Origin of the sequence: Georgenia sp. SUBG003, from assembly GCF_000715355.2 — a bacterium.
GTDB lineage: Bacteria > Actinomycetota > Actinomycetes > Actinomycetales > Actinomycetaceae > Georgenia.
Genome location: NZ_CP180204.1, coordinates 2648406 through 2661285 on the forward strand (window position 1 = coordinate 2648406; position 12880 = coordinate 2661285).

Here is a 12880-nt window from a genome sequence, read left to right on the forward strand (position 1 = left end):
GCCAGGGCCCTTCGCATGCCCGGGCCCTTCGCCGGCCCGGGGCCTTTTCGTGCTCGGCGGCGTCCAGTGCCCCCGGCACCCCGCTCCCCGCGCCCCGGGGCGGCCTCCCCGTGCCGCGCGGCCACCTTCGCGCCCCGGCGTCCCCCCTCCCCCGCGCCCGGAATCGGGTCCCGTTCGCCCCGGCGCTCCTCGCCGGTCCCGACGGCGCGGCGGACAATCGTGGGAACCGCACCTTTGACGGGGAGGTCGGGATGGGCACGACGACGGTCACGCGGGCCGATCTCGCCGACCTGTCGGCGCAGTTCCGGGGTGAGGTCCTCTGCCCGGGCGACCCCGGCTACGAGCAGCACCGCCACGTGTGGAACGGCGCCATCGACCGCCGCCCCGCCGTCGTCGCCCGCTGCGCCGGCGTCGCCGACGTCATGGCCGCCGTCCGCCTCGCCCGCGAGACCGGCCTGACCGTGGCCGTGCGCGGCGGCGGGCACAGCTTCCCCGGCCTGTCCACGTGCGACGACGGCATCGTCGTCGACCTCTCCCTCATGAAGGGCACGCGCGTGGACCTGGGCACCCGCACGGTCCGCGCGCAGGGCGGCGTGCTGCTCGGCGAGCTGGACCGGGAGACCCAGGCGTTCGGGACCGCGGTGCCCTCGGGCATCGTCACGCACACCGGCATCGCGGGACTCACGCTCGGCGGCGGCATCGGCTGGCTCACCCGGCGCCACGGGCTCACCCTCGACCGGCTGGTGGCGGTCGACGTCGTGACGGCGGACGGCTCCCTCGTCCGCGCCAGCGAGACGGAGAACCACGACCTGTTCTGGGGCGTGCGGGGCGGGGGCGGGAACTTCGGCGTCGTCACGGAGTTCGAGTACCGGCTCGCCGACGTCGGCCCCACCGTGCTCGCGGGGCCCGTCTTCTGGCCCGTCGGGCAGACCCGGGAGGTGCTGCGCTTCTACCGCGAGTGGATCGCCGGAGCGCCCGAGGACCTCGGGACCGTCGTGGTGCACCGCCGCGCCCCCGCCCTGCCCACCATCCCCACCGAGCTGCACGGGCGGCACGTCACCGCTGTGATGGTGTGCTGGGCGGGGAACCCGGACGCCGGCGAACGTGTGGTCGCCCCGCTGCGCCGCGTCGGCACCCCGCTGCTCGACCTGTGCTTCCCCAAGCCCTACGTCACCCACCAGGCCACCTTCGACCCGTCGTTCCCGCCCGGCCGCCACTACTACTTCCGGTCCTGCGACCTCGGCCCGCTGACCGACGACGTGATCGACATCTTCGCCGAGCAGGCGCCCCTGATCCGCTCCCCGCTGAGCTCCTTCAACTACTTCCACACGGGCGACGGCGCTCCCTCCCGGGTCGACGCCGACGCAACGGCATTCCCGGGCCGGCACGTCTCCCACACGGTGAACATCAACGGCAACGCCTTCACCGCCGACGACCACGGCCCGGAGCGCGAGTGGGTGCACCGGCTGTTCGACGCACTGGCGCCGCACGCCGTCGGCGCCTACACCAACTTCCTCATGACCGAGGGGGAGGAACGCGTGCGCCGCGCGTACGGCGAACGGCGGTACCGGCGGCTCCAGGGCCTGAAGACCCGCTACGACCCCGACAACCTGTTCCACCTCAACCAGAACGTCGTCCCGGCCTGACAGCTCCTGGGCTGCCGGCGGCGCCGTCGCGCAAGGTGTCTCCCCTGCCGGGCCGTCACTGACGGAAGTGGTCCCAGCCCAGCGAGGTGACGGCGGGCGGGGCCCCGGCCACGAGGACCGACCCGGCCGGGTTCCCGGCGTCCGCGGCGCGCACGGTGCCGAGCCGGCGGAACTCCTCGGGCAGCGCGGCGCCGGCCGGGAAGGTGGCGAGCATCCCGTGGTCCTCGCCGCCGGTCAGCGCCCAGGCGGCCGGGTCCGTCTCCATGCGGGCCGCCGCGTCGCGCAGCCGGTCGAGATCGCCCGGCACGGAACGCTCCAGCGGCTCGAGGTCGAGGACGACGCCGGAGCTGCGGGCCAGCCTCGTGGCGTCGCGCAGCAGCCCGTCGGAGACGTCCATCATGGCGGTGGCTCCGGCGTCGGCGGCGGCCGGGCCGGCGGCGAGCGTCAGCGCCGAACGAGCCGCGCAGGCGCTCCGCCGCCTCGCCGCTCGCCTGGTGCACGAGCCCACGGTGCTCGCCCGGTCCGCCGGGCGGGAGGGGCGCGCCGAGGAGCACCTGCGCGCCCTCGAGGTCGCCCTCGGGGTCCGCGTGGCCGGCCCCGACGAGGCCGACGGGAACCTGACGGTGCCCGCGGTGCCGGTCGCCGCCCCGATCCTGCCGTCCGTGGACACGCCGGTTCCGGTGGTCGCCCCCAGCGAGGCGCCGGTTCCCGCCCCGATCCTCGCCTCCACCGAGGCGCCGCCCCCGGCCACCGTGCCGGCCGAGACAGAACGAGCCAGATGACCAGCCTCACCCCGTACGACGCCGTCCTGCTGCTGTCCTTCGGCGGCCCCGAGAAGCCCGAGGACGTCGTGCCCTTCCTGCGCAACGTCACCGCCGGCCGCGGGATCCCGGACTCCCGCCTGGAGGAGGTGGGCGAGCACTACTACTCCTTCGGCGGCCGGAGCCCGATCAACGACCAGAACAAGGCGCTGCTCGCCGAGCTGCGCACCGAGCTCGCGGCCCGCGGCGTCGACGTCCCGGTGGTGTGGGGCAACCGCAACTGGGACCCCTACCTGACCGACGTGCTGCGCGACCTGCACGACTCCGGCGCCCGCCGCGTCCTCACGATCGTGACCAGCGCCTTCGCCTCCTACTCCGGGTGCCGGCAGTACCGGGAGAACATCGCGGCCTCGCTGACGACGCTCGCCGGGGAGGGCCGCCGGCTCGCCGTCGACAAGATCCGGGCCTACTTCAACGACCCGGGCTTCGTCGCCGCCAACACCGACGCGGTCGTCGCGGCCTACGAGCGGCTCGGCACCGCCCCGTCGCCGCAGGCGCCGCTCGTCTTCGTCACCCACTCCATCCCGACGACGATGGAGGTGGCCTCGGGGGCGGAGACGCGCGCCAGCTACTCGGCCCAGCACCTCGACGTCGCGGCCGTCGTGGCCGGACGGGCGGGAGAGCGCCTCGGCCACAAGATCCCGTGGGAGCTCGCGTACTGCTCCCGCTCCGGCACGCCGTTCACCCCGTGGACCGAGCCCGACGTCAACCGGACCCTCGCCGCCCTGAAGGCCGACGGCGCCGAGCACGTGGTTCTCGCCCCGATCGGTTTCGTCTCCGACCACATGGAGGTCATCTACGACCTCGACACCGAGGCACGCGAGACGGCCGACGAGCTCGGCATGCGCATGGAGCGGGCGGCGACCGCGGGCACGGCGCCGGAGTTCGTCGCGGGCCTCGTCGACCTGCTGGTCGAGCGCGCCGCGTCCGAGCGCGGCGAGCAGTCGGAGAGGGCCACCGCCGGTGCTCTCGGCCCCTGGCGGGACGTGTGCGCCCCGGGGTGCTGCCGCCTGCGCGCAGGCGCCGACTCCGGCGTGCCCGCCGCCTGCGGCGCCCCCGCTGAGATGCCGGTCGCCGCCCGCTGAGCCCGCCAGGACCACCACCCGGCGAGCGCGGCCGCCACCGGGTTCACCACGACCCACGCCAGGGCGTTCGCCCCGGCCACCTGACCCGCCGCCCAGGCGCGACGGCCGCCGTCGAACGCGCCGAGCCCGGCGAAGCTGCCCGAGAGCAGCAGCGCGAACGCCAGGCCGACGACGACGTGCGCGGCCAGGAAGCCGGCGACCGAGCCGGCGGACGCCACCGCCGCGCAGGCGGCCACCGCCAGCCATGCCCCGATGAGCAGCAGCCGCGGTACGGTCCACCGGGCCGGCCGCGAGGTCAGGAGGAGCGAGACGGCGATGGCGACGACGGCCGTGACGGAGCGCGCCTGGCCCACCGCCGCGACGGGCGCGCCGAGGTCCTCGCCCACGGCCACGATGAGCGGTGCGAGGACGACCAGCAGCGCCTGCGACGTCGTCGTCGCCAGCATCAGCGGCAGGGCGGGGCGCCACCGCGATGGCTCCACCTCTCGATTCTCCACCCGGCGCGGCGTGGGGGGAGCCGCGGCGCGAGCGGGACGGCCGGCCCCTGGTCAGTGGTGGTGGTGCGGCTCGTGGTTGACGTGCCCGGCGGGCTCGAGCTGGAAGGTCGAGTGCGCGACGCTGACGGGGAAGTGCTCGGCGACGCAGGCCTGGAGCTGGTCGAGGACGTGCGGGGCATGGCCGTCGTGGAAGCACGCGTCCTCGAGCACCACGTGGGCGGAGAGCACGGGAAGTCCGGTGGCGATCTGGGAGGCGTGCAGGTCGTGGACGTCCACGACGTGCTCCAGCTCGAGGATGTGCCCGCGTACGGCCTGCAGGTCGAGGCCGCGCGGGGGTCGCCTCGAGGAGCACGTCGGTGGACTCCCGGAGCAGCACCAGGGTGCGCGGGACGATGAGCAGGCTGATGAACATGGCCGCGATGGCGTCGGCGCGCTCGAACGACGTGGTCGCGATGACGACCGCGCTGACGATCACCGCGACCGAGCCGAGCGCGTCGTTGAGGACCTCGAGGAACGCGGCGCGCATGTTGAGATTGTCCGTGCGCCCCCCGGCGAGCACGACGATGGCGACGACGTTGCCGGCGAGGCCGACCACGCCGAACACCAGCAGGCCGCCGGCGGGCACCTCCGGCGGCGCCGAGAGCCGCCGTATGCCCTCGATGAGGGCGTACACGCCGACGGCGAAGAGCACGAGCGCCTGTGCCGCGGCCGCCAGCACCTCGGCGCGCCGGTAGCCCCAGGTCCGCTCCGCCGTCGCCGGCCGGACGGCGAGGTTGGCCGCCACGAGCGCCATCCCGAGACCGCCGGCGTCGACGAGCATGTGACCGGCGTCGACCAGCAGCGCGAGCGAACCGGTCCACCAGGCGCCGACGACCTCCGCGACGAGGATGGTGGCGGTGACCGCGAACGCGGCTGCCAGTCGCCTGCGGTTGACGGCGTGCGTGACGGCCCGGCCGTGGTCGTGAGCGGTCATCGCTGCTCCGGGGAGTTCGTGGGGCACAGCGTGGCGGCGGAGCCGGTGAGGGCGAGCAGCTCCTCGGCCGCGGCCAGCAGCGCGAGAAGCGGGCGACGGGTAGTGAGGAAGTACAGCGAGGCCCGGCCCTGCGGGCGCGAGTCCACCAGGCCGCAGTCCTTCAGGCACGCCAGGTGCGCGCTGACCGTGGACTGGGCGAGGCCGAGGTGGTCGGTGAGGTCGCGGACCCGGTGCTCGCCCGCCGTGAGGTGCTGCAGGATCGCCAGCCGCGTGGGGTCCGACAGGCTGTGGAACAGCGCCGCGGCCGGTCCGAGGCCGCGGGGCTCGGCGGGTTCTGCCGCCGCAGCCGTCACAGGACTGCCCGTACGCAGGCTGACGCGATCGCCGACATCTGCTTTCATCGCCACAGAGCGATGCTAACTGCCGCGGGCGCTCGGCTGCTCAGCGGGCGCTGACCTCCGGCAGCGAGCGCCCCGCGAGCACCCCGGCCAGGCCCAGCACCGCCAGGAACACCAGCGCCACCTCGGCGCCGAGCAGGGCGAGGGCGCTGGAGAGGGCGCCCGCCGCGAGGAGCAGCACGCCCATCGTCGTGTTGGCGACGGCCACGTACTCCGTGCGCCGGTCGCCGTGGGCCAGGTCGACCACGTACGTCTTGCGTGCCACCCGCACCCCGGTGTGCGTGAGCGCGAGCAGCAGGTAGGCCGCGGGGTAGAGCAGCGTCCACCCGCGCGCTCCGGGCACGAGGAGCACGGCGAGGAAGAGCAGGATGACGGCGGAGGCGGTCCCGGCGCCGAAGGTCATCAGACCCCGGCTGGAGCGGTCCGCCCAGCGGCCGAAGATGCGGCCGCCCACCAGGCTCGCGACGCCGGAGGCGATGACGAACGCGCCGAGCCCGCCGAGGCCGCCGCCGTGCTCGGCCGCCAGGGCCACCACGAACGGCGGGCTGAGCGCCGAGACCAGCAGCAGCGTGCGCACCACGACGAAGCGGCGGAAAGTCGCGTCGTCCCGCAGCAGGGCGACGGACCTGGAGGCCCAGCCCGCGCCGTCGGCCCGGGCCGGGGCGGGCTCCTCGGCCGGCTCCCGGATGCCGGCGTACACCACGAGCGCCGCCACCCACGCCAGCGCGGCGGCGCCCAGCAGGACCACCAGGGGCCCGACGTCGTCGCCCCCGAGGAGCCGGATCCCGAGTCCCACGGTGATCGCGACGACGCCGGAGAGGACGGTGGCCAGGCCGGTGATCTGCCCACGCTGACCCTTGGGGATCGTGCGCCCGAGCACGTCCTTGCTGGCGAGCGAGCTCAGCGCCCGCGACAGCGAGAAGACCGTGAGGGCCACCAGGACCGCGAGGCCCGCCGCGGTGCCCGTGGCGGTCGCGGCCGTGACGGCCATCGCCGCGGTGGCGAGCGCCTGCCCGGAGGAACCGGCGACCCACAGCCACTTGCGCACCGGGTACCGCCTGACCCACGGCACCATCGCGGCCTGCGGGAGCATCGAGCCGGACTCGCGGACCGGCACCAGCAGGCCGATCAGGGCGGCGGGCGCGCCCAGCGCGGCGAACAGCCACGGGAGCACGGTCTTGGCGTTGACCACCTGGTCGCCGGTGCTCTGCAGCGCCTGCGCGATGATCTGCCTCAGCCCGTTGCCGGGGATGTCGCGGACCGCCCGGTCCGGCACCGTGCTCCCGGAGCCCTCGGGGAAGCGGACGAGGCGTTCGTACAGCGCGGTCGCCCTCACGGGCGCGTCCTCGAGATGCTCACGCTTCCGGTTCTACGCCGTCGTCCCGTCCGGCGCATGCCAGGACGCGCTCAGCCGCGCGAGGGATCCTCCACGAGCGTCGAGGCCCAGTCCGGCACGTAGGAGGAGATCTCGATCGGCGGGCGCTGGTACCCCGTGCCCGGCGGCCGCTCGGGCAGCCGCACCTTCTCCTGGCGCACCTCCCGGTAGGGCAGCGACTCCAGCAGGTGGTGGATCATGTTCAGGCGCGCCTGCTTCTTGGAGTCGCTGGCCACGTGGTGCCACGGCGCGACCTGCGTGTCGGTGTGGACCATCATCTCGTCCTTGGCGCGCGAGAAGTCCTCCCACCGCGTGATGGACTCGAGGTCGATGGGGGAGAGCTTCCACTGCCGGAGCGGGTCGGTCAGGCGCTTGCGGAACCGCTCGAGCTGGACGTCGTCGGAGACGGAGAACCAGTACTTGCGCAGGTAGATGCCGTCCTCGATCAGCATCTGCTCGAAGATCGGGCACTGGCGCAGGAACCGCTTGTGCTCCTCGGGCGTGCAGAACCCCATGACCTTCTCGACGCCGGCGCGGTTGTACCAGGACCGGTCGAACAGCACCATCTCCCCGGCCGAGGGGAGGTGCTCGACGTAGCGCTGGAAGTACCACTGGCCCTTCTCCCGCTCGGTCGGTGCGGGCAGGGCGGCGATGCGAGCCACGCGCGGGGAGAGGTACTCCGTGATCCGCTTGATCGTGCCGCCCTTTCCGGCGGCGTCCCGGCCCTCGAACACGACGACGACGCGCGCCCCCGTCGACTTCACCCACGTCTGGAGCTTGCCCAGCTCGCCCTGCAGCCGGTACAGCTCGGCGTTGTAGATCTTGTCCGGAATCTTCGTGGTGCGGAACCCGACGGCCTCCGACGGCGCACCCTGCGCCCTGCCGTCCGCGCCCACCTCGGCGGCGCTGGTGAGGGCGGCGCCCGCCGCGCCGTCGGGACGCTTCTTCGCGTTCGCCATGGAGCAAGGCTAGACCGGCGAGCGCGGGCGGGCGTGGGCGATCGGTTCTAGGCTCGGGAACCAGCACGACATCCTGACCACGCGCACACGGAGGTTCCGCACATGGGCAAGTTCTCTTTCGTCGTCGGCGCCGGCCTCGGCTACCTGTTCGGGACCCGCGCGGCCGCGGCCAGTACGAGAAGATCAAGAAGGCCAGCTCCAAGGTGTGGGACAACCCGCGCATCCAGCAGAACGTCCAGAAGGTCGAGTCCCGGGTCACCGAGATGGCCAAGGAGCGCGGCTCCGCGGTGACCGACAAGCTCGCGTCCACGGTGAAGGACCGTCTCCACCGGGGCGGGGACCAGAGCCCGACTGGGGAGGGCTACTCCGGCGGCGGCGCGGCCCCGACGGGCACGTCGTTCGACTCCACGCCGCCGCAGTCCAACTTCTGACGTCCCGCGCGGGCCGGCCCGCGGACGGAAGCGGTGCTCACGGCCTCGGCCAGGTTCCCGTCCGCGGCCCGGACGCGCCGCCGCGCCGGTACACCGACGGCGGCGTCCCGACCACGGCGCTGAACGCCCGCGCGAGGTGGGCGTGGTCGGCGAAGCCGAGCGCCGCCGCAAGCCCCGCGAGGTCCTCGCCCTCGCCCGCGTCGATCGCGGCCACGGCGTCCTGGAGCCGGTAACGGCGCAGCACCCACAGCGGCGAGGCGCCCACGTACCGTGCGAAAAGCCGTTGCAGCGTCCGTGGCGAGACGTGCAGCTGCGCCGCGACCGACGCCAGCGCGACGTGCTCGCGGGACCGCATGAGCGCCGTCGCCTCCCGGACGGTGCGGTAGGCGGCGTCGGACCGGATGCGTTCGACGTGCGGCCCGAGCCACCGGTCGAGGTGGCGCGCGACGACGTCGCGGCGGGCGGGGTCGTCGGGCTCGGCGAGGACCTCCCCGGCGAGCTGGTGCACGGACTCGCCGAACAGCGACTCCGCGGGCACCACCCGGTTGGTGAGGTCACGGACGGAGACGTCCAGGAGAGCCGCCATCCCGCCCGGCCGGAAGGCCAGCCCGGCGACACGGCCCGCCACCGGGAGGTCCACGGAGAACACGTGCGTGACCACGCCGTGGACGAGCGCGGCCGGCACGGCGAGCCCGTGGATCCGCCCGCCCTCCGCGGCCTCCACGGTCAGGTGGGTGACCGGATGGCCGAGCACCTGCTGGCGGAAGGGCTCGGACGCCTCGCGCCGCCACGTCACGGACCAGTAGTGGGAGGCGACGAGCGAGAGCGGCTCGGGCAGCGCCAGCCGGTCGCTGGTGAACACCTCGGAACCGGCCGCCGGCCACAGCACCGCACCCTCCGGGCCGCGCGGTGGGGGCCCCGCGGCGACCGGACCAGGTTGTCGCGAAGCTTCAAGCGCCACGGACCGCACCCTAGGGACGCTGTCCGCCATGGACACCCCATTTCTCCCCGCCGGTTACACGTCCCTCACGCCGCTGGTCGTCGTCTCGCCGGCGGGCGAGGCCATCGACTTCTACACCGCGGTGCTCGGCGCGCGCGTCGCCACCCGGATGGACGGCCCGGACGGGTGCGTCCTGCACTGCGAGCTCGACCTCGGCGCCGGGCGGATGACCGTCATGGACCCGAGCCCGCAGTTCCGCACCGTCGCGTGCGACCCGTCCACCGACGACGCCGCGTTCAGCCTGGCCGTCTACGTGCCCGACGTCGACGCCGTGCTCGACCGCGCCCGTGGTCGGGGCGCCCGGGTCCGCGAGGAGGCGGCCGACTTCGAGGTGACCGGTGACCGCTTCGCCTCGATCCAGGACCCGTTCGGCGTGCGCTGGACCATCATGACGCGGACCGTGCGCCGCACCGACGCCGAGGTGCAGCGGGGGCTGGACGCCTGGACCGCGTCGATGAGCTCCGGCGGCTCCTGAGGCCTTGCCGCCCCGCTCCCTCCCTCGGGCCGCCGAGGCTCACCGGACTGCTTCGTCCCCCGGCCCGCTGACCTCCTCCAGGGTCGGGAAGGAGGTCTGGGCTCCGCGACGGGTGACGGCGACCGCGGCGACCTTCGTCGCTAGTCCCACCGCCTCCTGCAGCGTCGCGCCGCCGGCGAGCTCGACCGCCAGCGCCCCGACGAACGAGTCGCCCGCCCCCGTGGTGTCGAGCGCCGCCACACGGACGGCGGGCACCCGGACCACCTCGGCCGCGCCGTCGCCGGGACCTCACGTCCGGCGATGTACCGCGCGGCCAGCCTGCGGCCCGCGGCGGTCGGCGCGAGCGCCCCGCCGGTGGCCGCCGGGCCCGCGCTGGTGGTTTCCGAGGGGGTGGTGGGCCGGTCTGCGGTGGTGGTCACTGGCACATCCCTTTCTGTTCAGCAGAAGCGTTTCTGCCCTGCAGAACGGTTCAGCGTGCGGCGAGGGCGAAGACGGTCCACGGTGGCCGTGAGCCGAATCACCTATAGGTGACTGTGAACGAGTCGGAGGAGGTCCGCCACTCATGCGCGTACTGGGAGTCAACGCCCTGTTTCACGACCCGTCCGCAGCCCTGGTGATCGACGGGAGGGTCGTCGCCGCCGCGGAGGAGGAGCGGTTCAGCCGCCGCAAGCACGGCAAGCGGCCGGTGCCGTTCGCCGCCTGGGAGCTGCCGGAGCTCGCCATGCGCTGGTGCCTCGCGCAGGCGGGGCTGAGGGCCTCGGACCTGGATGTCGTCGCCTACTCCTACGACCCGGACCTCGCCCGCCCCGCCGAGGAGATGGGGCTGGTGGACCCCTGGGACCACCTGCGTCAGACCTACGCGCGACGCGCCCCGCAGTTCCTGGCCGCGGCGCTGCCCGGGCTCGACCCCGAGAAGGTCCGGTTCGTCCCCCACCACGTCGCCCACGCCGCCTCGGGCGCCCTGGCCTCGCCGCACGCGAGCAGCAGCGTGCTGGTCCTCGACGGCCGCGGCGAGCACGCCTCGCACCTGTCCGGCCGCTACACCGGCGGCTCCCTCGAGGTCCTCGCCAGCCAGGACCTCCCCCCACTCGCTCGGCCTGCTCTACGAGTCGCTCACGGAACACCTGGGCTTCCTGCGCTCGTCCGACGAGTACAAGGTCATGGCCCTGGCCTCCTACGGCACGCCGCGTCACCTGGACGAGCTGCGCGAGACGATCCGGGCCACCGACGACGGCGGGTTCGAGGCGCCGATCCCCGACTGGTCGCGCTGGGCGCCCGCCCGCGACCGGGACGCCCACCTCGACGAGGAGTCCTGGCGAGGCGCGCACGCCGACGTTGCCTGCTCGGTCCAGGCCCGCCTCGAGGAGGTCCTCGTCGACCTCGCCACCTGGATCCACGAGCGCACCGGCGACAAGGTCCTCACGATGGCCGGCGGAACGGCCCTGAACTGCGTGGCGAACTCCCGGATCTGGCGGGAGACCGCGTTCGAGGACGTCTGGGTGCAGCCCGCCGCCGGCGACGCCGGCACCGCCCTCGGTGCCGCCCTGCAGGCGGCCGCCGACCGCGGCGAGAGCACGCTCCCCATGCCGTCGCAGCCCGCCCGGGCACGCCAAGGCGGGCGCGAAGGGGGACGGCTGAGCGTCGTCGTCCCCGGGAGCACCGCCGAGGCGCCGTCGTCGCGGCCGTAGCCCTGCAGCGTCACCGCGCGCGGCCGTCGCCGCTCAGGCGAGCCGTTCCACCAGGTAGTCGACGCACGCGGTCAGGGCCCTGACGTCCTCGGGGTCGATCGCCGGGAACATCCCCACGCGCAGCTGGTTGCGGCCGAGCTTGCGGTACGGCTCCGTGTCGAGCACGCCGTTGTCCCGCAGCTGCGCGGCGAGGGTCTTGGCGTCGACCGACGCGTCGAAGTCCACCGTGCCCACCACGGGGGAGCGGTGCGCCGGCTCGGCGACGAACGGCGTCGCCACCGCCGTCGCCTCCGCCCAGTCGTAGAGGGCCGCCGCGGACTCGAGGCTGCGTCCCGCGGACCACGCCAGGCCGCCGTTCTCGTTCAGCCAGTCGAGCTGCTCGGCCAGCAGCACCAGCGTGCCGACGGCCGGAGTGTTGAGGGTCTGGTCCTTGCGGGAGTTCTCCACGGCGAGCTGGAGGTTGAGGAAGTCGGGGACCCACCGGTCCGCGGTGACCTCCTCGATCCTGGCCGCGGCGGCGGGGGAGACGACGGCGATCCAGAGACCGCCGTCGGAGGCGAGGACCTTCTGGGGCGCGAAGTAGTAGACGTCCGTCTCCGCCAGGTCCACCTCTCGCGCGCCGGCGATCGAGGTCGCGTCGACGACGGTGAGCGCGTCGCCGGCCCCGAACCGGGTGACGGGGGAGACCACCCCGGTGGAGGTCTCGTTGTGCGGGTACGCGTAGACGTCGACGCCGCCGGCCGTCTCGCACACGGCCAGGCGCCCGGCGGGGGCCGTGCGGATGTCCGACGCCCCCAGGAACGGCGCGCGGTCGGTGGCCGTGGCGAACTTGTGCCCGAACTCGCCGAAGTCGGCGTGCTGCGCGCGGTCACGGACGAGCGAGAAGGTCGCCGCGTCCCAGAACGCGGTGGAGCCGCCGTTGCCGAGGACCACCTCGTACCCGTCCGGAGCACCGAGCAGCGCGGCCACACCCTCCTTCACGCGGCCGACGAGGGAGCGCACCGGCGCCTGCCGGTGGGAGGTGCCGAGCACCGTCGTGCCCAGGGCGGCGACCATGTCGGTCTGCGCCGAGCGCACCTTCGACGGGCCGCAGCCGAAGCGGCCGTCGGCCGGCAGGAGGTCGGTGGGGATTGCGATCGTCTCCATGGGAGCCGATCTTCCCACCCGCTCGCCGCCGTCGTTCCGGGCGTCCATGCCGCGGCGCCCCCGTGGCGACACGGGTCGGCAGCACCGGGGGCGGGCCCTGGTCAACACTGCTCACCAGATGGGAACGGCCCTCGGGCTGGGCATCCTCGTCGCCGTCTCCGCGCACGCCGGCACCGACGGCCCAGACGATGGCGCTGAGATCACCGCGCACGTCAGCACCGCCCTGACCGGCGCTTCTGTCCTGCTGGCCGCCGCGCTCCTCGTCGTGGTGACGGTCATCGTCCCTACGCACCTCCGTCGACGCCCCGTTCCCGACGCGGACCACCCCGTCGAACAGGCGCCGGCCCTCACCCCGACTCGCTGACCCGTAGGAGTTCCGTGCGACG

Annotated in this window: 14 protein-coding genes and 2 pseudogenes; 8 read left to right on the plus strand and 8 right to left on the minus strand. The window is 74.3% G+C overall.

Annotated features, from left to right (window positions below):
- Positions 1-251 precede the first annotated feature (251 nt).
- The gene (locus DA06_RS13425; protein WP_043500867.1) at positions 252-1646 is read left to right on the plus strand and encodes an FAD-binding oxidoreductase; all 1395 of its coding nucleotides are present in this window, start codon (positions 252-254) and stop codon (positions 1644-1646) included.
- 55 nt (positions 1647-1701) lie between these two features.
- Here DA06_RS13425 and DA06_RS13430 read toward each other — a convergent pair whose 3' ends face one another.
- Positions 1702-2046, minus strand: a complete 345-nt coding sequence (locus DA06_RS13430) for a hypothetical protein (RefSeq protein ID WP_418605233.1) — start codon at positions 2044-2046, stop codon at positions 1702-1704.
- On the opposite strand from DA06_RS13430, the gene DA06_RS13435 reads away from it, so the two are divergent.
- Both DA06_RS13435 and DA06_RS13440 read left to right on the plus strand, forming a co-directional pair.
- On the plus strand, positions 2045-2428 hold the full coding sequence (locus DA06_RS13435; protein WP_418605234.1) for a hypothetical protein: 384 nt from the start codon (positions 2045-2047) through the stop codon (positions 2426-2428). The genes DA06_RS13430 and DA06_RS13435 overlap by 2 nt on opposite strands.
- Positions 2425-3552: a ferrochelatase gene (locus DA06_RS13440; protein WP_043500877.1), complete on the plus strand. Its 1128-nt coding sequence runs from the start codon at positions 2425-2427 to the stop codon at positions 3550-3552. The genes DA06_RS13435 and DA06_RS13440 overlap by 4 nt, the downstream gene beginning before the upstream one ends.
- Before the next feature lie 548 nt (positions 3553-4100).
- On the opposite strand, the pseudogene DA06_RS13445 reads toward DA06_RS13440, so the two are convergent.
- The 4 genes and pseudogenes from DA06_RS13445 to ppk2 all read right to left on the minus strand — a co-directional run bounded on the left by DA06_RS13445 (position 4101) and on the right by ppk2 (position 7754).
- Positions 4101-5022: pseudogene (locus tag DA06_RS13445) on the minus strand (cation diffusion facilitator family transporter).
- Complete coding sequence (locus DA06_RS13450) at positions 5019-5375, minus strand: winged helix-turn-helix domain-containing protein (RefSeq protein WP_043500884.1); 357 nt, start codon at positions 5373-5375, stop codon at positions 5019-5021. Before DA06_RS13450 ends, DA06_RS13445 begins: the two are co-directional and overlap by 4 nt.
- A gap of 88 nt (positions 5376-5463) precedes the next feature.
- The gene (locus DA06_RS13455) at positions 5464-6756 is read right to left on the minus strand and encodes a hypothetical protein (protein ID WP_043500886.1); all 1293 of its coding nucleotides are present in this window, start codon (positions 6754-6756) and stop codon (positions 5464-5466) included.
- A 71-nt stretch (positions 6757-6827) separates the two neighbouring features.
- Complete coding sequence (gene ppk2 / locus DA06_RS13460; protein ID WP_418605235.1) at positions 6828-7754, minus strand: polyphosphate kinase 2; 927 nt, start codon at positions 7752-7754, stop codon at positions 6828-6830.
- Positions 7755-7957: 203 nt separating this feature from the next.
- Between ppk2 and DA06_RS13465 the strand changes: the two genes are divergently transcribed.
- Positions 7958-8185 (plus strand): hypothetical protein, encoded by a 228-nt coding sequence (locus DA06_RS13465; protein WP_043500888.1) that lies wholly within the window; start codon positions 7958-7960, stop codon positions 8183-8185.
- A gap of 37 nt (positions 8186-8222) precedes the next feature.
- Here DA06_RS13465 and DA06_RS13470 read toward each other — a convergent pair whose 3' ends face one another.
- Positions 8223-9074, minus strand: a complete 852-nt coding sequence (locus tag DA06_RS13470) for a helix-turn-helix domain-containing protein (RefSeq protein WP_052436740.1) — start codon at positions 9072-9074, stop codon at positions 8223-8225.
- A 100-nt stretch (positions 9075-9174) separates the two neighbouring features.
- Between DA06_RS13470 and DA06_RS13475 the strand changes: the two genes are divergently transcribed.
- The gene (locus tag DA06_RS13475; RefSeq protein WP_043500890.1) at positions 9175-9660 is read left to right on the plus strand and encodes a VOC family protein; all 486 of its coding nucleotides are present in this window, start codon (positions 9175-9177) and stop codon (positions 9658-9660) included.
- A gap of 39 nt (positions 9661-9699) precedes the next feature.
- On the opposite strand, the gene DA06_RS13480 is transcribed toward DA06_RS13475, so the two are convergent.
- Positions 9700-9915, minus strand: coding sequence for a PfkB family carbohydrate kinase (locus DA06_RS13480; RefSeq protein ID WP_418605236.1), 216 nt, complete (start codon positions 9913-9915; stop codon positions 9700-9702).
- A 307-nt stretch (positions 9916-10222) separates the two neighbouring features.
- Between DA06_RS13480 and DA06_RS13485 the strand changes: the two are divergent.
- Both DA06_RS13485 and DA06_RS13490 read left to right on the plus strand, forming a co-directional pair.
- Positions 10223-10630, plus strand: a pseudogene (locus DA06_RS13485) (carbamoyltransferase N-terminal domain-containing protein); the annotation flags it as partial.
- Positions 10631-10793: 163 nt separating this feature from the next.
- Positions 10794-11348: a carbamoyltransferase N-terminal domain-containing protein gene (locus tag DA06_RS13490; protein ID WP_418608005.1), complete on the plus strand. Its 555-nt coding sequence runs from the start codon at positions 10794-10796 to the stop codon at positions 11346-11348.
- A gap of 33 nt (positions 11349-11381) precedes the next feature.
- On the opposite strand, the gene serC is transcribed toward DA06_RS13490, so the two are convergent.
- Positions 11382-12494, minus strand: a complete 1113-nt coding sequence (gene serC, locus DA06_RS13495; RefSeq protein WP_043500903.1) for a phosphoserine transaminase — start codon at positions 12492-12494, stop codon at positions 11382-11384.
- On the opposite strand from serC, the gene DA06_RS13500 reads away from it, so the two are divergent.
- Positions 12472-12858 carry a hypothetical protein gene (locus tag DA06_RS13500; protein ID WP_418605237.1) on the plus strand — a complete coding sequence of 129 codons (387 nt, stop codon included), beginning with the start codon at positions 12472-12474 and terminating at the stop codon, positions 12856-12858. The genes serC and DA06_RS13500 overlap by 23 nt on opposite strands.
- The last annotated feature ends 22 nt before the right edge of the window (positions 12859-12880 follow it).